At 59.1% G+C, this 17,957-nt stretch carries 21 protein-coding genes and 1 riboswitch; of the genes, 11 read left to right on the forward strand and 10 right to left on the reverse strand.

What is annotated here, in order from left to right; translation table 11 throughout:
• Window positions 1–14: 14 nt before the first annotated feature.
• Window positions 15–467 carry a DUF5680 domain-containing protein gene (locus K7A42_RS20465; protein WP_153775530.1) on the reverse strand — a complete coding sequence of 151 codons (453 nt, stop codon included), beginning with the start codon at window positions 465–467 and terminating at the stop codon, window positions 15–17.
• Window positions 468–629: 162 nt separating this feature from the next.
• On the opposite strand from K7A42_RS20465, the gene K7A42_RS20470 reads away from it, so the two are divergent.
• From K7A42_RS20470 to fghA, 3 genes are read left to right on the forward strand one after another with little or no spacing between them, the layout of a single operon-like run.
• A complete protein-coding gene (locus tag K7A42_RS20470; protein ID WP_004441780.1) occupies window positions 630–1,085 on the forward strand; it encodes a YaiI/YqxD family protein in 456 nt (151 codons plus the stop codon).
• A gap of 25 nt (window positions 1,086–1,110) precedes the next feature.
• Window positions 1,111–1,770, forward strand: coding sequence for a DUF1345 domain-containing protein (locus K7A42_RS20475; protein WP_244404979.1), 660 nt, complete (start codon window positions 1,111–1,113; stop codon window positions 1,768–1,770).
• A gap of 28 nt (window positions 1,771–1,798) precedes the next feature.
• Window positions 1,799–2,632, forward strand: a complete 834-nt coding sequence (gene fghA, locus K7A42_RS20480) for an S-formylglutathione hydrolase (protein WP_282455773.1) — start codon at window positions 1,799–1,801, stop codon at window positions 2,630–2,632.
• A 58-nt stretch (window positions 2,633–2,690) separates the two neighbouring features.
• Here the strand turns inward: fghA and K7A42_RS20485 are convergent, their stop codons facing one another.
• The 6 genes from K7A42_RS20485 to crcB form a co-directional block, all read right to left on the reverse strand.
• On the reverse strand, window positions 2,691–3,080 hold the full coding sequence (locus K7A42_RS20485; protein ID WP_004441786.1) for a RidA family protein: 390 nt from the start codon (window positions 3,078–3,080) through the stop codon (window positions 2,691–2,693).
• Between the two features lie 217 nt (window positions 3,081–3,297).
• Window positions 3,298–3,786: a hypothetical protein gene (locus K7A42_RS20490; protein WP_035208812.1), complete on the reverse strand. Its 489-nt coding sequence runs from the start codon at window positions 3,784–3,786 to the stop codon at window positions 3,298–3,300.
• A gap of 60 nt (window positions 3,787–3,846) precedes the next feature.
• Window positions 3,847–4,641, reverse strand: a complete 795-nt coding sequence (locus tag K7A42_RS20495) for an ATP12 family chaperone protein (RefSeq protein WP_282455774.1) — start codon at window positions 4,639–4,641, stop codon at window positions 3,847–3,849.
• A 32-nt stretch (window positions 4,642–4,673) separates the two neighbouring features.
• Window positions 4,674–5,339 carry an HAD family hydrolase gene (locus tag K7A42_RS20500; protein WP_037092784.1) on the reverse strand — a complete coding sequence of 222 codons (666 nt, stop codon included), beginning with the start codon at window positions 5,337–5,339 and terminating at the stop codon, window positions 4,674–4,676.
• 6 nt (window positions 5,340–5,345) lie between these two features.
• Window positions 5,346–6,335 carry an RluA family pseudouridine synthase gene (locus K7A42_RS20505; RefSeq protein WP_022556167.1) on the reverse strand — a complete coding sequence of 330 codons (990 nt, stop codon included), beginning with the start codon at window positions 6,333–6,335 and terminating at the stop codon, window positions 5,346–5,348.
• Between the two features lie 66 nt (window positions 6,336–6,401).
• Window positions 6,402–6,779 carry a fluoride efflux transporter CrcB gene (crcB, locus tag K7A42_RS20510; RefSeq protein WP_006697447.1) on the reverse strand — a complete coding sequence of 126 codons (378 nt, stop codon included), beginning with the start codon at window positions 6,777–6,779 and terminating at the stop codon, window positions 6,402–6,404.
• 200 nt (window positions 6,780–6,979) lie between these two features.
• On the opposite strand from crcB, the gene K7A42_RS20515 reads away from it, so the two are divergent.
• Entirely contained in the window at window positions 6,980–7,309 is a 330-nt protein-coding gene (locus K7A42_RS20515) for a hypothetical protein (RefSeq protein ID WP_022556168.1), read from the forward strand.
• 212 nt (window positions 7,310–7,521) lie between these two features.
• Here K7A42_RS20515 and K7A42_RS20520 read toward each other — a convergent pair whose 3' ends face one another.
• Window positions 7,522–8,496: a copper chaperone PCu(A)C gene (locus K7A42_RS20520; RefSeq protein WP_282455775.1), complete on the reverse strand. Its 975-nt coding sequence runs from the start codon at window positions 8,494–8,496 to the stop codon at window positions 7,522–7,524.
• A gap of 89 nt (window positions 8,497–8,585) precedes the next feature.
• Window positions 8,586–8,966 carry a hypothetical protein gene (locus K7A42_RS20525; protein ID WP_077986327.1) on the reverse strand — a complete coding sequence of 127 codons (381 nt, stop codon included), beginning with the start codon at window positions 8,964–8,966 and terminating at the stop codon, window positions 8,586–8,588.
• A gap of 171 nt (window positions 8,967–9,137) precedes the next feature.
• Between K7A42_RS20525 and K7A42_RS20530 the strand changes: the two genes are divergently transcribed.
• From K7A42_RS20530 to K7A42_RS20555, 6 genes are all read left to right on the forward strand, one after another.
• Window positions 9,138–9,323, forward strand: a complete 186-nt coding sequence (locus tag K7A42_RS20530; RefSeq protein ID WP_006697443.1) for a DUF3008 family protein — start codon at window positions 9,138–9,140, stop codon at window positions 9,321–9,323.
• A gap of 167 nt (window positions 9,324–9,490) precedes the next feature.
• Window positions 9,491–9,578, forward strand: a riboswitch (glycine riboswitch).
• A gap of 150 nt (window positions 9,579–9,728) precedes the next feature.
• Complete coding sequence (gene gcvT, locus K7A42_RS20535; protein WP_006697442.1) at window positions 9,729–10,868, forward strand: glycine cleavage system aminomethyltransferase GcvT; 1,140 nt, start codon at window positions 9,729–9,731, stop codon at window positions 10,866–10,868.
• A 27-nt stretch (window positions 10,869–10,895) separates the two neighbouring features.
• On the forward strand, window positions 10,896–11,258 hold the full coding sequence (gene gcvH / locus K7A42_RS20540) for a glycine cleavage system protein GcvH (protein ID WP_004441817.1): 363 nt from the start codon (window positions 10,896–10,898) through the stop codon (window positions 11,256–11,258).
• Window positions 11,258–14,122: an aminomethyl-transferring glycine dehydrogenase gene (gene gcvP, locus K7A42_RS20545; protein WP_045534962.1), complete on the forward strand. Its 2,865-nt coding sequence runs from the start codon at window positions 11,258–11,260 to the stop codon at window positions 14,120–14,122. The genes gcvH and gcvP overlap by 1 nt, the downstream gene beginning before the upstream one ends.
• A gap of 247 nt (window positions 14,123–14,369) precedes the next feature.
• The gene (locus K7A42_RS20550; RefSeq protein ID WP_006697440.1) at window positions 14,370–14,927 is read left to right on the forward strand and encodes a fasciclin domain-containing protein; all 558 of its coding nucleotides are present in this window, start codon (window positions 14,370–14,372) and stop codon (window positions 14,925–14,927) included.
• A gap of 166 nt (window positions 14,928–15,093) precedes the next feature.
• A complete protein-coding gene (locus K7A42_RS20555) occupies window positions 15,094–15,897 on the forward strand; it encodes an endonuclease/exonuclease/phosphatase family protein (protein ID WP_282455776.1) in 804 nt (267 codons plus the stop codon).
• 28 nt (window positions 15,898–15,925) lie between these two features.
• On the opposite strand, the gene K7A42_RS20560 is transcribed toward K7A42_RS20555, so the two are convergent.
• Window positions 15,926–16,429 (reverse strand): hypothetical protein, encoded by a 504-nt coding sequence (locus tag K7A42_RS20560; RefSeq protein WP_282455860.1) that lies wholly within the window; start codon window positions 16,427–16,429, stop codon window positions 15,926–15,928.
• A gap of 195 nt (window positions 16,430–16,624) precedes the next feature.
• Between K7A42_RS20560 and K7A42_RS20565 the strand changes: the two genes are divergently transcribed.
• A complete protein-coding gene (locus K7A42_RS20565) occupies window positions 16,625–17,911 on the forward strand; it encodes an MFS transporter (RefSeq protein WP_077986329.1) in 1,287 nt (428 codons plus the stop codon).
• Window positions 17,912–17,957 lie beyond the last annotated feature (46 nt).

Raw genomic sequence — 17,957 nt, forward strand, 5'->3', positions numbered from 1 at the left:
CATCATCGCAATTTTCATGGCTTTATGATCCCGCCATGATAGTCGAGTCGGTAAGTCTCGAAATGTCCGAGATAAATGCGCTCGACGCCGGTGAACGACTGGAATTCGCCTGCATTCGTGTCGACATAGACCAAATTCTCCACCGGGTGCGTGAAGCCGCCCAGAAACCGCCCTTCCCGATAGAGCGTGGAAAGCGAACGTTGAATGACCATGCCGGCCGTTGCGGCGTCGATCATATCGGGCCGTAGGATGCGGCCGTGATAGTTCATCGCCCACATGGCTGTCCCCCGGTGCCAGACGACCTCTTGACCGATGAAATCGGTTCCGCCGAAATAGCTGTCGATATAGTGCCAGTCTCCGTCGCGATAGCCAAGATCATGCGATCCCGTGCGAGTGGGCGTGGCGGATTTGTTGCCCCCGCCAACATATGTGGCGGACTTGGCCCTCACTATGAACTCTTCCAGCATGGAACCCTCTTGGGAAAGAACATAAAGGGAACATAATTCATTTCCGGATCCTTCGCAAGCGCCACGCCCTGCCCTTGCCTCGCCCGCAATTTACCAATCGCGGGCTTGGTAATCGCAGCATTTGCGCTTAGAAGCGTGGCAGAACGATCCAAAAGAGTGTCCATGCAGCAAAATCCGCAAATTTACGTCGATGCCGATGCCTGTCCAGTGAAGCCGGAAATCCTCAGGGTCGCGGAGCGGCATGGGCTGGAGGTAACCTTTGTTGCCAATTCCGGTCTGCGCCCGTCACGCGACCCCATGGTCAGAAATGTCATTGTTTCCGCCGGTTTCGACGCGGCGGACGACTGGATTGCCGATCATGCCGGCGAGAACGATATCGTCGTTACCGCCGATGTGCCGCTGGCCGGGCGCTGTGTTGCCAAAGGCGCACTGGTGACGGGCCCCACGGGCCGCGTTTTCGACCAGTCGAATATCGGCATGGCAACGGCGATGCGAGACCTTGGTGCACATCTGCGCGAAACCGGTGAAAGCAAGGGCTATAATGCCGCTTTTTCGCCGCGCGATCGATCCGCTTTTCTGGAGACGCTTGACCGTTTCTGCCGCCGTGTCAAAAAGTGATGCCGCAAGCAGAAAGGCCCAGCCCATGACCCCGGCCAGTTCCAACAGCAATACCTATCGCCGCCATCAACCTTTTTTCATCGCCGCTCTTGTCGGGGCTTCCGGCCTCGGTATTGCATTGGCTCTCGCGCCTTCCGTGGCAATAGAAATCGCGGCAGTTTCTTTCTTCCTGACCTATCTGACGCTGGTTGCCTTTCGTCTTTCCAAATTGACGGCGCAGCATCTGAAAGCCCATGCCGACAGCGACGATCTCCCCGCAATTGCCATCATCGCCGTGACGCTGCTGGCAGTGACCGTCGCCGTGGTGTCCCTTTTTCAGGCGCTAAACCATACTGGTGAAACCGTCTGGACGCTGGTCATCGCTTTCGCCTCGGTGATTTTCGGCTGGTTGACCATCCACACCATGACGGCCCTGCACTACGCGCATCTTTACTGGCGTCCGCACACGGTCGACGGCAAGCGCCAGCATCGCGGCGGCATGGACTTCCCCGCGACCAAAGAGCCCTGCGGTTACGACTTTCTCTATTTCGCCGTGGTGATCGGCATGACGGCGCAGACCTCGGACGTGGGTGTGACCACGACCGCCATGCGCAAGGTCACGTTGCTGCACTCCATCGTCTCTTTCTTCTTCAACACGGTTCTGGTAGCGGCAGCCGTCAATGCCGCAGTCTCGCTTGCCGGTTGAACCGGGATTTTTTCAAAGGAATGGCTTCATGAACATTATTTCGCAAAATACGGCCTTTGGTGGCATGCAGGGCGTATTTTCCCATGTATCCGAGACCCTGAAATGCGAGATGACCTTTGCGGTTTACGTACCGCCGAAGGCAATCCACGAGCCATGCCCCGTCCTGTGGTATCTCTCCGGCCTCACCTGCACCCATGCCAATGTCATGGAGAAGGGCGAATATCGCCGCATGGCTTCCGAACTTGGTCTTATCGTCGTGTGCCCCGACACCAGTCCGCGCGGCAATGACGTACCGGATGAACTGACCAACTGGCAGATGGGCAAAGGCGCGGGATTTTATCTCGACGCGACCGAGAAACCCTGGTCGGAGCACTACCGGATGTACAGCTACGTGACGGAGGAGTTGCCTGCACTGGTCGGCCAGCATTTCCGCGCCGATATGAGCCGTCAGGGCATTTTCGGCCACTCCATGGGCGGCCACGGCGCGATGACCATCGCCCTGAAAAACCCCGAACGGTTCAAAAGCTGCTCCGCTTTCGCGCCGATCGTGGCTCCCTCCTCCGCTGACTGGTCGGAACCCGCGCTGGAAAAATATCTGGGACCGGACCGGGCAGCATGGCGTCAATACGACGCCTGCTCACTGGTGGAGGACGGTGCGCGTTTTCCCGAATTCCTGATCGATCAGGGCAAGGCCGACAGTTTCCTGGAAAAGGGCCTGCGGCCATGGCTGTTCGAAGAGGCGATCAAAGGCACGGATATCGGCCTGACGCTGCGCCTGCACGACCGCTACGATCACTCCTATTATTTCATCTCCACCTTCATGGACGATCATCTGAAATGGCATGCCGAACGGCTCGGATAAGCCGCAAACACAAAACGGGCAGCGCCTGCGAACGCCGCCCCTTTAGGCCGACCGCATCTCACGGGATGCGGGCGATCACCTTGATCTCGAAATCGAAGCCCGCAAGCCAGTTGACGCCGACGGCGGTCCAGTTCGGATAAGGCTGTTTGCTGAAAATCTCCTGCTTAACGGCCATGATCGTCCCGAACTGGTTCTGCGGGTCGGTATGGAACGTCGTCACGTCGACAATATCGTCGAACGTGCATCCCGCGGCCTTGAGCGTGGCCGCGAGATTTTCGAAAGCAAGCCGAACCTGACGCTCAAAGTCGGGTTCGGGCGTTCCGTCGGCACGGCTGCCGACCTGGCCGGAAACGAAAAGAAGGTCACCCGACCGAATTGCCGCAGAGTAACCGTGCTGTTCGTAAAGCGCGTGCCGGTCTGCGGGAAAAATTGCCTCGCGTTTGCTCATCTTGGATCTCTCTTTTTGGCTGAGTGGCGTCGGAAGAAAAACTCCGGACGTCCAATTCACATACGTTGCGTATGTGAGATAGTAACCTACACGACGCATGTCAATTGAGATACGTAACGTATGTGAATATCGAGACGCACTTTGTCAAAGCAGAAGATGGTTTCCGGCGCTGGCGCGCGGATGACTGCCGCAGTCCCGCTCACGCCTTTGGTCCAATCTATGGAAACAGCGCCGTCGCCAGCGTGGTCGGACCCGGCCGGTTCAATCTGAATTCGCGGATCACCCGCTCGGCAACGCCATAAGCAAGCTCCTGTTCTAAAGCCTCGTCATCGAAGCTTACGACGGTGGCGGTGAATTTGGCTTCGGCGATCACCTCGCCCGTGGCCACGGCGGCGGCCCGCACGATGACCTTGGCGGAGGCCTTTTCACCGAAAAGGAAGGGACCGCGTGTGACGGATGCAAGGCGGATGGTCAGCACCACGCGCGGTCGGGTTTCTCCCCGTGCTGTGGTCTTGATCGCATTCTGAACCTGCGCATGAATGGACTGCATCAGCGCCGGCGCCACATCCGGTCGTGCTGCAACAAACGCGCCGCGCACGTCGTAAAGCAGCCGATCGGCACTGGTCGCTTCCGGTTCAAGCCTGAAAGACATGAGCATGAAACACGCCAGCACAATGATGCCAAGGCGTTTCAGCATGGTTGTCATGATCTGCGGCTCCCCTTACGTGAGGTAGCCTGATGATCGTCGATCAGGGTTAGAAAAGCGTTAAGATGCGCTCGTCAGAGACTCCAGAACATTGACCGCGGCACGCATGTCGATGAGACGGACGGCCCGGCGCTCCAGCGCCTCCTCATCCTCACCCCATTGTTCCGCAGTCCAGTCTTCATCCAGATGGGCAAGCGCCCAGGCTTCCTCAAGCGTCAGCTCTCCTTCCGCCAGCGCCAGCGCCAGAATGGCAGACCCTGTCAGCGACGTCATGGTATGGAGTGCCGCGAGCGCGATCGGTGTATCGTATTTTTTCAGCGTCACTGCAAAGGCAGCGATGGCCTCCCGCGGCTGGTCGCGATGCATTACGCCCTCCACCAGAATGAAGCGCGCGCCAAGTACATTGGCCGCCCAGTCGAGCACGGGATCCCAATGGTCCGTCTGGCGCGCGACCAACGCTTCCGGTTCACCAGCGCGGTAGCAGAGGAGATCGGAGGAGGAAAACCGCAATATATCCTCGAAAACCGCCTGCGTATCATTGGCGACGCCGTCGATGGCCGTGTTCACGTGGCGCGACACCGGCATGACAACCGGATTAACGGCCTCGGTCTGGGCGTCCCATTCATCGCGAAGCAATTCCGCGAGCGACCTCGACGGCACGACCAACGGCTTCTTGGCGGGGGTGCGCAACGGCTTACCGTCGAGAAGGATGGTGAAGCCTTCCTCCGCCGCCTCGCCGACCGTCACATCCTTGTAGAACCGCTTGGGCAGCGGTTTCTGCATCTGGATCTGCGCGCGCAGGATCGGATCGGGGTGGCTCAGGCCTTCCGAAAGGTCGTTCAGGAGATCACGCATGGCACATCCTCATCGGTCGGTAGAAAGGATAATTAGGGATTATCGGTCGGAACATAGACCGGGATTTCACGCGGGTGGCTGACGACCGCATCGGCGCCCGCCGTCCAGAGTTCGTCGATGGACGCATAACCCCAGGCGACGCCGATCGCTTTTGCGCCCGCAGCTTTTGCCATCTGCATATCATAGACCGCGTCGCCGATAACGACAGTATCGGCCGGAACCATGCCGGTTTCATGGCAGCATTCCATCACCATGGCCGGATGCGGCTTGGAAGGGCAATCATCCGCCGTACGCGAGACAATGAAGTGCCTGGCAAATCCATGGGTTTCGAGAATGTGGGTCAGCCCGCGCCTCCCCTTGCCCGTCACCGCACCGATCAGCACGTCATCCCGCCTTGAAAGGGTGTCGATCAGCGGGGCGATGCCCTCGAAAAGCGGCTCGATCATCCCCGGACGTGCACGGATCGGATGGTAGATTTCCTTATAACGCTGGGTCATCGCCTGAACCTCGTCATCCACATGCGCCTTGCCGAGCATGCGGGCGATGGCGATATCCAGCGTCAGACCGATGATCGCCTTGGTTTCGGAGATATCGGGGCGCGGCTTGCCAAAATCGGCGAACGTATCGGCCATGACGGCATGGATAAGGCCCGCGCTGTCCACCAGCGTTCCGTCGCAATCGAAAAGAACCAGTTTCATCTGCCGTCAGTCTTCCCTATCGCCATCGGCCACGTCGAGACCGAGCAGGTTCCAGGTCTGTACCATATGTGGCGGCAGGGGTGCGCTGACCCGAAGCCGGCCGCCATTCGGATGCGGAATGTCGATATGGCGCGCATGCAGATGCAGGCGCTTCTGGATGCCGCCCGGAAAATCCCAGTTTGGATCGTCGATGTAATATTTGGGATCGCCGATGATCGGGTGCCCCATATGCAGCGCGTGCACGCGAAGCTGATGGGTGCGGCCGGTATAGGGCTCCATTTCCAGCCAGGCGAGGTTCTGCGCGGCGGTATCGATGACGCGGTAATAGGACACGGCGTGATCGGCGCCCTCCTCGCCATGCTTGGCGATGCGCATGCGGTCTCCGTCGATCGTCTGTTCCTTGACCAGCCAGGTGGAAATCTTGTCCTGGTGCTTGCGCGGCACGCCTTTGACGAGCGCCCAATAGGTTTTCTTGGTGTCGCGTTCGCGGAAGGCGGCGGTCAGTTTTTGCGCGGCACCTCTGGTACGGGCAACCACCAGCACACCCGACGTATCACGATCCAGCCGGTGCACGAGACGCGGCTTTTCGCCCTTCTGGTTGGTCCAGGCTTCCAGCAAGCCGTCAATGTGCCGGGTCACCCCCGAGCCGCCCTGAACGGCGATGCCAGCAGGCTTGTTGAAAACGAACACCTTGTCGTCTTCATGCAGCAGCATTCGTGCCAACAGCTCGCCATCGGCGGAATGTTTGAGGTCCTTCGAGCCGATCGGACCGCTCTTGGTCTTCATATCGGAATCGACCGGCGGCACGCGCACCATCTGTCCCGGCTGCACCCGCGCGTCCGTCTTCACCCGGCCGCCATCCACACGCACCTGGCCGGATCGCAGCAGCTTCTGCAACTGCCCGAACCCAAGCCCCGGATAGTGAATCTTGAACCAGCGATCGAGGCGCATACCGGCCTCGTCGGCCTCGACCTTGATATGCTCGATACCTGCCATAAATTTTCCAGTCTCTCTGTCCTGATCGCGCAGCCGTTTCTTCGGCGCGCCGTTTGGATCAAGCCTTTAGAACAAGTTGCGGCCCAAGGCCAGCCCGGCGAAAACCGCAGCGATGGAAACCGAAAGGCTCGCAAGAACGTAAACGGCAGAAAGGCCGAGCGCGCCGCGTTCAAAAAGCGAGACAGCATCGAGCGAAAAAGATGAAAACGTCGTGAACCCGCCGAGCACGCCGGTCACGAGAAAAAGCCGCATTTCCATCGAGGCATTCAGCCGTCGTGCCACGAGCTCCACCAGGAGACCGATCAGGAAAGAACCCACCACGTTGACCGTAAGCGTTCCCCAGGGGAAATTCACCCCCGCCAGCCGGACGCTCCAGACGCCGACCAGATAACGGAAGACGGAACCGATTGCGCCGCCCGCTGCGACGAGGACTATATTGATCATGCATTTATCTCCGGAGGGAACGGCCGGACCTCACGGTCCGCTTGGATTTCTAGACCACGTAAACCGCCTGCGAAACCCTTGGCCGGGCACTACCAGCTGTTAAAATACGATTAAATTGCGCCTCCGCGATTTAGCCTTCCAACAACACGCAGATGCTAACCTGCGGTTTTTGAAGGTCGGCAACGATGGCCGGAGGTTGGATGACACAGGTTCTTTCCGTTTCTGCGAACACGGCAGCCTATGCGCTGGAGGCTGTAAAACCGTCACAGCGCGTGCCGCGCCGGAGCGAGGTCGAAGAGGCCATTCACGAACTCGCGCGCAAGGCCGAGAACAGCGACGACTTCCAGCTTCGCGGCATGATGACTGTGATCAAGCCACCAGCCCTCACCCTCTATTTCCTGACCGTCGCCAGCCAGCATCAGGAACCGCAGGCGACGCTTGAGCAGGCCGTGGAGGCATACGAGGAAAACAACCTCCCCCAAAAAGCAGATGATATTCTTTTGAATCAGGATGATAGACAGACATCCTGATGTCGCTTGTTAGATTTCAACCCTGTCGTTGCGGGAGTGGCATTCAGCTTGGTGTCAGGTTGAGTTTCTAGATATCTACACCCGGCTTCCGGAAATCACCAAAAGCGAGCGTCATCCGTTTTCCGCCGCGGCGCCGAAACAATAGACCGGACAAATGAGAAATCTTGCGGCTACCGGACCTGTCACGCGTTCCGGTAGCCGCTTTTCATTGGTCAATTATGTTGATGGTCGCCGCCGCCCTTGGCAGCTCCCGCAGACAGTATGACGTCGACCTTCCCGGCTTTTTCGAAGATCAGCGTTACCGGCACTTTGTCTCCTTCGGCAAAGGGCTTCTTCACGTCGAAGAACATCATGTGCAGGCCGCCGGGTTTCAATTCCACGGTCTGACCGGCGGGGATGACGATGCCCTCGTCCAGCTTGCGCATCTTCATCACGTCATTGACCATGGCCATTTCATGGATTTCAGCGCGTCCGGCGACAGACGATTCGACACCGATCAGCTTGTCGTCGCTATCGCCGCCATTCTTGATCGTCACATAACCGCCGCCGACGGGCTGGCCCGGCAACATGGCCTTCGTCGCGCCGCCAGACACTTCGAGATTGCCAGCCTTCACGACATCCGTATCCATGCTCATGCCTGCGTGATCGTGTCCGCCCGCATGGGCATTGGCGGTGACCTTGATGGTCGGCGCGGGATTTTTCAGCGAGTGGGGATCGACACCGGCTGCAGCCACTTCATCCCAGGAAACCTTGCCCTTGTCGCCGCAAAGCTGTGTCACCTTGAAGGGTAGTTCCTGCCCCACCTCGACGCTCGAAACCTTCCCCTGCACGGCAAAGGTATCGTAGAATTCGTCCGGCAGATTGCCGCCCTTCCAGCGAATTTCGACGGGCCCGCTTTTGATCTCCTTGCCGTGATTTTTATAGGCCTTCCGGTAATCGCCCTTGATGACCTCCAGCTCCCAGCCGGCCTTCGGCTGCGGCTTGGCGGAAATGAAGCCCTCCGGCAGCTTGATCTGCACTTCCGTCGTGGCAAGCCCGCCTTCGCAACCGTGCGGCACCTGAAGAGCGGCGACGACAGTGCTTTCCTGTTCGGCCGAGCCGTCAACGAAGGTGGCGTGGGCAGAAGCCTGCGCGGTGGAAACCGCGGCGATAAAAAGGGTCGATGTGATGATCTTGGTGGTTTTCATTTGTCTGTCCCTGCGACTGCCAGCCCTTCGGGTTCAAGCAGCCGTTTCTTGCCACCGGTTCGGCGGCGATGATCCTGTAAGATGAAAAATCAGGCGGACAAGGCTGGCGGGCCGCGTGCGACCGGTTTGCGGATCGTCGGGACCGGGTGGAAACGCCAATCGGTGGACGGGCGGTTCTCAAGCCAGGCAAATTCGGTCTTCAGCCAGCTTTCCTTGTCGGGGACCGGAAGAAGAATGGACGAGGCCAGCAGGCAGGCCTCGCAAAACAGGATCGCGTCGCCCGAATGGGCGGGCCCCTCCTTGGCATGCGAGGCATTCACCCCGCCGCCATGGCCGAGGCAGATCTCCGCAAAGGTGCCATCAGGCAGCCGGTAGCTCTCATCGAGCGCGACTGCGGGGGCTGCGGCAAGCGCCGGCCTATGGGCAAAACCGAGCGACAGCATCAGGATTGCACAGAAAATGCGAAGCATTTTCTCGATCCCTGTCAGCCGTCTTTTTCGATGTGCGCCCATGATCTCATGCGATATCGCGCTTCCCTTCGATTTCAAAGGGGAATTTTGCCGCAGGCTTGACGTGTATGAGGAACAATCGCCGCAAGGCGGCATTTTCCTGCAACACGGATCGTTTAAGGGAGACATGACATGCCTGCCAAATCGAAAGCCCAGCAGAAAGCCGCGGGTGCAGCACTCGCCGCCAAAAGGGGCGAAACGAAGAAATCCAGTTTAAAAGGTGCTTCAAAAAGCATGGAGAAGTCCATGACGGAAAAGGAACTTGAGGATTTTGCCTCAACGAAACGCAAGGGTCTGCCGGCAAAAAAATCGGAATGACGGCGTCTTTCCACCGCCATTCCCATTCGTTGGAATGATGACGGAATGACAATATCAAAACGTCGTTGCGAGAGAGATGAGGGATGATGGCGCAGATGGAGCAAGAATCTGTTCAGATGCGTCATTTGGTCCTTGCCAATAGCGGGTCTTCGAAGATAATGAGCGTCGCATCATCGTTGGGAGAAACCGCTTCAATGCGGTGCCGAAGGAGCAACCGCCCCGGAAACTCTCAGGCAAAAGGACCAGCGATGACGACGGAACTCTGGAGAGAAGCCACCTTTCATAAGGACGGCTCGCCGAAGGGATAACAATCTCAGGCGACAAGGACAGAGGGGGCTCTTGAACCGGCGCATCTGCGCCACGACCTGAGCCCGCGCGATTGCTCGCGCAACCCTGGAGGCGTCCTTGGACGATACCGCCGCGCTGAAAACCACGCCGCTTCATTCCCTGCACCTGTCGCTTGGCGCCCGCATGGTGCCATTCGCCGGTTACGACATGCCCGTGCAATATCCGGCCGGCGTTTTGAAGGAGCATCTTCAAACCCGCACCTCAGCCGGTCTCTTTGACGTCTCCCATATGGGGCAGGTGATTGTGAAGGCAAAGTCCGGCAACAACGCCGATGCCGCACAGGCACTGGAAAAGCTGGTGCCGGTGGATATTCTCGGCCTCAAGGAAGGCCGCCAGCGCTACGGTTTCTTCACCGACGACAAGGGCTGCATTCTTGATGATCTGATGATCACCAATCGCGGCGATCACCTTTTCGTCGTCGTCAACGCGGCCTGCAAGGATGCCGACGTCGCCCATATGAAGGCGCATCTTTCAGACAGCTGCGAAATCACCCTTCTCGAGGACCGCGCCTTGATCGCGCTGCAGGGCCCCCGCGCCGAGGAGGTACTGGCCGAACTCTGGACGGGCGTTTCCGAGATGAAATTCATGGACGTGCAGGAGGTGCCGCTGCACGATGTTGCCTGCATCGTCTCCCGCTCCGGTTACTCCGGTGAAGACGGCTTTGAAATTTCCGTGCCGGCAGACAAGGCAGAAGAGATCGCCAGGGCCTTGCTCGAACACCCCGATTGCGAAGCCATCGGACTTGGCGCGCGTGACAGTCTGCGGCTGGAAGCAGGCCTTTGCCTTTACGGTAATGACATCGACACCACGACCTCCCCCATCGAAGCATCGCTGGAATGGGCGATCCAGAAGGCGCGCCGTGCCGGCGGTGATCGCGAAGGCGGTTTCCCGGGCGCGGAACGCATTCTTGGTGAACTGAAGGACGGCACATCGCGCCGCCGCGTCGGCCTGAAGCCCGAGGGCAAGGCACCGGTGCGTGGCCATTCGAAGCTTTTCGCGGATGCTGAAGGCAAGACGGAAATCGGCGAAGTGACCTCGGGCGGTTTCGGTCCTTCGGTCGAAGGCCCCGTCGCCATGGGTTACGTGCCTGTTTCTTACGCCGCTCCCGGCACGGCGATCTTCGCGGAAGTGCGCGGCAAATATCTGCCCGTCACCGTCGCCGCCCTGCCCTTCATAAAGCCCACCTACAAACGATAATTTCATCCCATCTCCGGAGAGAACACGATGCTGAAATTTACTGCAGAACACGAATGGCTGAAGTTCGAAGGCGATGTCGCCACCGTTGGCATTACCAGCCACGCCGCTGAACAGCTCGGCGATCTCGTTTTCGTCGAATTGCCGGAAGTGGGTGCCACCTTCTCCAAGGATGGAGAAGCCGCAACCGTTGAATCCGTCAAGGCGGCTTCCGACGTCTATTGTCCGCTGGATGGCGAAGTGGTCGAGATCAACCAGGCCATCGTCGACGACCCCTCGCTGGTCAATTCCGATCCTCAAGGCGCCGGCTGGTTCTTCAAGCTCAAGCTTTCCAACGTTGCAGATGCCGATACGCTGCTCGACGAGGCAGCCTACAAGGAGCTGATCGCGTAATGACGACGCCCACCGAATTCCATTTCACCGACTATCAGCCCTATGACTTCGCCAACCGGCGTCACATCGGGCCGTCGCCGTCGGAAATGGCCGAGATGCTGAAGGTCGTCGGCTATAAGAGCCTCGACGCGCTAATCGACGCCACCGTTCCCTCCTCCATCCGTCAAAAAGTGCCTCTCACCTGGGGTGCGGCCTTGACCGAACGTGAGGCGCTGGATCGTCTTCGCGAGACGGCAAACAAGAACCAGGTCCTGACCTCGCTGATAGGTCAGGGCTATTACGGCACCATCACGCCGCCGGTCATCCAGCGCAACATTCTGGAAAACCCGGCCTGGTACACGGCCTATACGCCATACCAGCCGGAAATCAGCCAGGGCCGTCTTGAGGCGCTGCTGAACTACCAGACCATGGTCTGCGATCTGACCGGCCTTGACGTCGCCAACGCCTCGCTGCTCGATGAAGCGACTGCGGCCGCCGAAGCCATGGCCATGTGCCAGCGCGTCGCGAAATCCAAGGCGACCGCCTTCTTCGTGGATGCCAATTGCCATCCGCAGACCATCGCGCTGATCGAGACCCGTGCGGCCCCGCTCGGCTGGAAGGTGATTGTCGGCAACCCCTTCACCGATCTCGATCCGGTCGACGTGTTTGGCGCGATCTTCCAGTATCCCGGCACGCACGGACATGTCAGCGATTTCTCCGGCCTGATTTCCCGCCTGCATCAGACGGGCGCGATTGCCGCCGTCGCCGCCGATCTTCTGGCCCTGACGCTGCTGAAATCTCCCGGCGAAATGGGCGCTGACATCGCCATCGGCACCTCGCAGCGCTTTGGCGTTCCGGTCGGCTACGGCGGTCCGCATGCCGCTTACATGGCCGTCAAGGATGCGCATAAGCGCTCCATGCCGGGCCGTCTCGTCGGCGTCTCGGTCGATGCGCGCGGCAACCGCGCCTATCGCCTGTCGCTGCAGACCCGCGAGCAGCATATTCGCCGTGAGAAGGCCACCTCCAACATCTGCACGGCGCAGGTGCTGCTGGCAGTCATGGCTTCGATGTACGGCGTCTTCCATGGCCCGCAGGGCATCAAGGCGATTGCCCAGCAGACCCACCAGAAGGCCGTGCTGATGGCCAAGGGACTGGAAAAGCTCGGTTACACCATCGAGCCGGAGACCTTCTTCGACACGATCACCGTCGAAGTCGGCCATATGCAGGGCGTTATCCTGCGTTCGGCCGTCGCGGAAGGGGTGAACCTGCGCAAGGTCGGCGCCACCAAGATCGGCATGAGCCTTGACGAGCGTACGCGCCCGGCAACGCTGGAAGCCGTCTGGCGCGCTTTCGGCGGCAATTTCTCGGTCTCGGATTTCACGCCGGACTATCGCCTGCCGAAGGAGCTGCTGCGTACCAGCCAGTACATGACGCATCCGATCTTCCACATGAACCGTGCCGAAAGCGAGATGACGCGCTACATCCGCCGTCTTTCGGACCGCGATCTGGCGCTCGACCGCTCGATGATCCCGCTCGGTTCCTGCACCATGAAACTCAATGCGACGGCAGAGATGCTGCCGATCACCTGGCCGGAATTTTCCGACATCCATCCCTTCGTACCGGCCAATCAGGCACTCGGTTACAAGGAGATGATCGACGATCTCTCCGAAAAGCTGTGCTCGGTCACAGGTTACGACGCCTTCTCCATGCAGCCGAATTCCGGTGCGCAAGGCGAGTATGCCGGGCTCTTGACCATCCGCAACTATCACCTCGCCAATGGCGGGACACACCGTGATGTCTGCCTCATTCCGACCTCGGCGCATGGCACCAATCCTGCCTCGGCGCAGATGGTGGGCATGAAGGTGGTGCCGGTGAAAGTGCGGGATAACGGTGACATCGATATCGATGATTTCCGTGCAAAAGCAGAGCAGTACGCCGAAAACCTCTCATGCTGCATGATCACCTATCCGTCCACTCACGGCGTGTTCGAGGAGACGGTTCGCGAAATTTGCGAGATCACCCATAAGCATGGCGGTCAGGTGTATCTTGATGGCGCGAACATGAACGCCATGGTGGGCCTTGCCCGTCCCGGCGATATCGGCTCCGACGTTTCGCACCTTAACCTGCACAAGACCTTCTGCATTCCGCACGGTGGCGGTGGTCCTGGCATGGGGCCGATCGGCGTCAAGGCGCATCTTGCCCCTTACCTGCCCGGCCATCCGGCGACCGATGGCCGCGAGGGTGCGGTGTCTGCCGCCCCGTTCGGTTCGCCGTCCATCCTGCCGATTTCCTGGAGCTACTGCCTGATGATGGGCGGCGAAGGGCTGACGCAGGCAACCAAGGTTGCGATCCTCAACGCCAACTACATCGCCGAGCGGCTGAAGGGTGCTTATGACGTGCTCTACAAATCCGAAACGGGACGCGTGGCACATGAATGCATTATCGACACCCGCCCGCTGGCAGACAGCTGCGGCGTGACTGTCGATGACGTGGCCAAGCGCCTGATCGACTGCGGTTTCCACGCGCCGACCATGAGCTGGCCGGTTGCCGGCACGCTGATGATCGAGCCGACGGAATCCGAGACCAAGGCGGAACTCGACCGGTTCTGTGACGCCATGCTGGCCATCCGCGAGGAAGCCCGCGACATCGAGGAAGGCCGCGCGGACAAGACCAACAATCCGCTCAAGAACGCGCCCCATACGGTGGAAGACCTCGTCGGCGAATGGGATCGTCCCTACAGCCGCGAAAAGGGATGCTTCCCGCCCGGCGCATTCCGCATCGACAAATACTGGTCGCCGGTCAACCGCATCGACAATGTCTATGGCGACCGCAACCTCATCTGCACCTGCCCGCCGATGGAGGCCTATGCCGAGGCGGCCGAATAAGCTGTCCTTCGTTCGAGACAGAAAGCCCGGAGCGATCCGGGCTTTTTCGTTTTCCGTCCCGTCGCAGGACGAACCCTCGGCGTTTGCGCGCCCGGACCATGTTTTAAATCAGCCATTTATCTTTTTTTCCGGCTCGCCTGAAACTTTGCGAGACCGGCTTCCGTCTCTTGTGTCGCTACGGATAACCGATAGCGGCCGCTGGAAGAGCCACCTTTCGGGGCCTTGGATGTCACAAGGAGGAATAATGATGTACAAGCTTTCCGTTCGCGCCCTGACGCTGGCTGCAGCTCTTTCCATCGGCACGGTTTCGGCCTATGCCGCGAACCCCAAGGTGGGCGGCGCGGCGATGTTCGAGGACAAGAACATCGTTGAAAATGCGGTGAACTCAAAAGACCACACGACCCTCGTCGCCGCGGTAAAGGCCGCCGGACTTGTGGAAACACTTCAGGGCAAAGGACCGTTTACGGTTTTTGCACCCACCAACGAGGCTTTCGCGGCCCTTCCGAAAGGCGCGGTCGACGATCTTCTGAAGCCAGAGAACAAGCAGAAGCTGGTCAAGGTTCTCACCTGCCACGTCGTTGCAGCCAATGCACTGTCATCCGCCATCGAAAAAATGATCAAGGATGACAAGGGCGAGCACGACGTGAAGACGGTCGGCGGTTGCGTACTCAAGGCAAAAGAAAGCATGGGAAAAATCACACTCACCGATGAGAATGGCACGGTCGCCCATGTCACCATCGCTGATGTTAAACAATCCAACGGCGTCATACATGTCATAGACAAGGTGTTGCTGCCGAAAATGTAAGGCAGCGCCGCAGCGCCAATCTGGGCTCGAACGACTAAGGCCCGAAGCAATTCGGGCCTTCCTCATTCAGGTGGGCGTAATCCCGGCCGTGAAAAAGAACGGGGTGTGATTGATCTTCATCGCTTCCATGCTAAATCGGATCACACAATCAAGCGATGGAGTGTGCATGCGCCTTATCTGCCTGAACGGTTGGGGCGGAAAGCTCCACGACGAACTCGTCCCTTACATCTCCCTGTCCGACCCGGATATCTTGTGCCTGCAGGAAGTGGTGCATACGCCCGCTGCCCAAGAGGATTGGTTGACCTATCGTGATCACGGCATCGAGCTTCCGCAGAGAGCGAATTTCCTCCGCGATGTCGCCGATGCCCTGCCGGATCATGTCGCGATATTCTGCCCCGCGGCGCAGGGTGATCTCTGGCACGGTACGACTAGATATTTTTCCCAATGGGGACTGGCAACATTCGTTCGCAAGTCCATCGCCATCGTTGCGCAGGCACAGGGCTTCGTCCATGGGACCTTTTCTGCGGACGGATATGGCGATCATCCACGGTCACGCACCGGCCATGCCATCAGGGTTTTCGACTTTGCCACCGGACAGCCGGCTGTCATTGCCCATATGCATGGGCTACGCGACCTCGACGGCAAACACGATACCGCCGCCCGCCTGGCGCAGGCAAAACGACTTGTGAACCTCGTCAAGAACATTGCGGAGGATGGCGACCGGGTCATCGTTTGCGGCGATTTTAATGTCCTGCCCGACAGCGAAACCTTTACCGTGTTGAATGAACTCAATCTTGTCGAGCTCGTCACGACCCGCGGTTTCACAGATACCAGAACCTCACATTACGCCAAGCAGAACAGATATGCGGACTACCTGCTGATCAATCCGGCTGTGAAAGTTGATCATTTCGACGTCGTTAGGCAGCCCGAAGTCTCGGATCATTGCCCGTTGCTGCTTGAATTCAGCTGAAGAACTGGAGATGCTATCCGTAAGCTCTTCAACGCACCAGCTGGATGTCGCTCGTCACCACCGTCTTGCCGGTCCTGCCGTCCTTATCGGTTGTGCGCAGCCGCAAGCCGTTGGCTCCGACCTTTTCGATGGTCATGGCGGCAACGCGGTCGCCGTTGATATCGCGGTTCCATCGCACCGTCAGATTGATGGCGTTTCCTTTTCTTGTGCCCGATAGTGCGGACGGCCGACCGGAAGGGCCCGTATAGGCGCCGCTATAGCGCCCGCCCTTCTCCGAGAGATCGGCTGCGATCGCGCGCCTTACCACCAGAAGACCGCGGCAAGTGCCGGACATGTTGAGTGACGATGATCCCGCGTTGGAATTCAGCGTGCAGCTGACGTTAATGGGCGGTGTGCCGATCCGGGTAATTACGGTTCCCTTTCCCGCCCACGTGCCCTTCAGCGAGGAGAGAAAAGCGCCCTCTTCCGCGTAAGCAGGCTGGGTCGCGAGCAATCCGACCGAAAATAAAACTGCAAGAGCCTTGATCTTCATGGCGATTATCCGTTTTTCCACGAAGCCTAACTCCCAAATGCCGTTAAACGTTCCTCCAGCTAATCCCGCAACGGGCAAAAATATCGGAACATCCCTGCTGATGTCGTGCCAATGCAACCAAATGCGGGCACAGATGTTTCTCGCCAGCCTCGATCAATTTTTTTCGATTCCCTGCATATTTATCGGAGTATTTTCATGACGACTGTAGGCGTTGCGGCACCACACGGCCGCCTTCCTTCCGGCGGCCTGCCGCATAGCGGTGGCATCTCGGATCGCACGCTTTTTGCCCTTGCTGCACTGAATTTCTTTCTCGCCGACGCCCGCGACGGTCTCGGGCCGTTTCTGGATGCATTTCTGGCGACACGGGGCTGGTCTTCGCTCTCGCTGGGCATGATCGCCACGGTCGGCGGCCTCGTGGGTCTGCTTGCCACGCCGCTTTGTGGCGCCCTGGTAGATGGAACGACGTGGAAAAGGACGCTGATTGCCATACCCGTCGTCCTCGTGACCATCGGCGCGCTGATCACCTTGATCTTTCCCGATGTTTGGATCGTCTGGACCGGCCAGATCATGACGGCCGTCGTCGGCGCCGTGGTCGGCCCGGCGCTTGCCGGCCTCACGCTCGGCCTTGTCGGCGAGCGCCTGTTTTCCCATCAGATTTCGCGCAACGAGTTCTGGAACCACGGCGGCAATTTCGCATCGCTCTTCGCGACTTATGTCGTCGTCACTTTCTTCGGCATGGACGGCATCATCGGCCTGATGCTGCTGACCGCTGCGGGTGCTCTGGTCGCGACGGCGGCCATCGACCCCGAACGCATTGACCACAAGGTGGCGCGCGGCCTTGGCGAAGACAGGGGCGAACCCGGTCCATCCGGCATCGCGGTCTTGCTGCAGGAACGCGGACTTATCTTTCTGGCCATCATCCTGCTCGTCTTCCACTTCGGCAACGCGCCGATGGGCCGGTTGATCGCGCAGGATTTCGCCATCGAACTTCAGACACCCTTCCGCACCACTGCGATCATTACCGGCGTCGCGCAATTTGCGATGATTTTCGTCGCCGCCATGGCGCCTTGGCTGATACGACGTTTCGGTCTCTCAACCGTCTTTATCATCGCGCTCGTCGCACTGCCGATCCGCGGCGTTCTCGCTTCCGCCTTTACGGACTTCTGGGTCATTTTCCCCGTCCAGTTTCTGGACGGTGTCGGAGCGGGGCTTCTCGGCATAGTCACGCCGGTTGCGGTGGAGAGAATTTTGAAGGGCACGGGCCGCTTTAATGTCGGTCTTGCCAGCGTCATGATGGTTCAAGGCATCGGCGCGTCATTCAGCAATGTCGTCGCAGGTTGGCTGGTGACGAAGGGCGGTTATTCACTGTCGCACCTTGTCGGCGGCGGCATTGCGGCAATCGCCATCGGGCTTTTCCTGCTCTATCGCAACGAGATAGCGCCTAAACAGAATAATGATGGCCTGTCTCAAGGAAGGCAGTAACGGCGCAAACAGAAAAAGAGGCCATCTGGCCTCCTTATATGTCGTA

The sequence above is a fragment of the Agrobacterium sp. InxBP2 genome (genome assembly GCF_026191755.1).
In the GTDB taxonomy this organism is placed as follows: domain Bacteria; phylum Pseudomonadota; class Alphaproteobacteria; order Rhizobiales; family Rhizobiaceae; genus Agrobacterium; species Agrobacterium pusense.

Coding starts and splice junctions, on each gene's coding strand:
- K7A42_RS20465 (WP_153775530.1), bottom strand. CDS start 467: ATGCTGGAAGAGTTCATAGTGAGGGCCAAGTCCGCCACATATGTTGGC.
- K7A42_RS20470 (WP_004441780.1), top strand. CDS start 630: ATGCAGCAAAATCCGCAAATTTACGTCGATGCCGATGCCTGTCCAGTG.
- K7A42_RS20475 (WP_244404979.1), top strand. CDS start 1,111: ATGACCCCGGCCAGTTCCAACAGCAATACCTATCGCCGCCATCAACCT.
- fghA (WP_282455773.1), top strand. CDS start 1,799: ATGAACATTATTTCGCAAAATACGGCCTTTGGTGGCATGCAGGGCGTA.
- K7A42_RS20485 (WP_004441786.1), bottom strand. CDS start 3,080: ATGAGCAAACGCGAGGCAATTTTTCCCGCAGACCGGCACGCGCTTTAC.
- K7A42_RS20490 (WP_035208812.1), bottom strand. CDS start 3,786: ATGACAACCATGCTGAAACGCCTTGGCATCATTGTGCTGGCGTGTTTC.
- K7A42_RS20495 (WP_282455774.1), bottom strand. CDS start 4,641: ATGCGTGATCTCCTGAACGACCTTTCGGAAGGCCTGAGCCACCCCGAT.
- K7A42_RS20500 (WP_037092784.1), bottom strand. CDS start 5,339: ATGAAACTGGTTCTTTTCGATTGCGACGGAACGCTGGTGGACAGCGCG.
- K7A42_RS20505 (WP_022556167.1), bottom strand. CDS start 6,335: ATGGCAGGTATCGAGCATATCAAGGTCGAGGCCGACGAGGCCGGTATG.
- crcB (WP_006697447.1), bottom strand. CDS start 6,779: ATGATCAATATAGTCCTCGTCGCAGCGGGCGGCGCAATCGGTTCCGTC.
- K7A42_RS20515 (WP_022556168.1), top strand. CDS start 6,980: ATGACACAGGTTCTTTCCGTTTCTGCGAACACGGCAGCCTATGCGCTG.
- K7A42_RS20520 (WP_282455775.1), bottom strand. CDS start 8,496: ATGAAAACCACCAAGATCATCACATCGACCCTTTTTATCGCCGCGGTT.
- K7A42_RS20525 (WP_077986327.1), bottom strand. CDS start 8,966: ATGCTTCGCATTTTCTGTGCAATCCTGATGCTGTCGCTCGGTTTTGCC.
- K7A42_RS20530 (WP_006697443.1), top strand. CDS start 9,138: ATGCCTGCCAAATCGAAAGCCCAGCAGAAAGCCGCGGGTGCAGCACTC.
- gcvH (WP_004441817.1), top strand. CDS start 10,896: ATGCTGAAATTTACTGCAGAACACGAATGGCTGAAGTTCGAAGGCGAT.
- gcvP (WP_045534962.1), top strand. CDS start 11,258: ATGACGACGCCCACCGAATTCCATTTCACCGACTATCAGCCCTATGAC.
- K7A42_RS20550 (WP_006697440.1), top strand. CDS start 14,370: ATGTACAAGCTTTCCGTTCGCGCCCTGACGCTGGCTGCAGCTCTTTCC.
- K7A42_RS20555 (WP_282455776.1), top strand. CDS start 15,094: ATGCGCCTTATCTGCCTGAACGGTTGGGGCGGAAAGCTCCACGACGAA.
- K7A42_RS20560 (WP_282455860.1), bottom strand. CDS start 16,429: ATGAAGATCAAGGCTCTTGCAGTTTTATTTTCGGTCGGATTGCTCGCG.
- K7A42_RS20565 (WP_077986329.1), top strand. CDS start 16,625: ATGACGACTGTAGGCGTTGCGGCACCACACGGCCGCCTTCCTTCCGGC.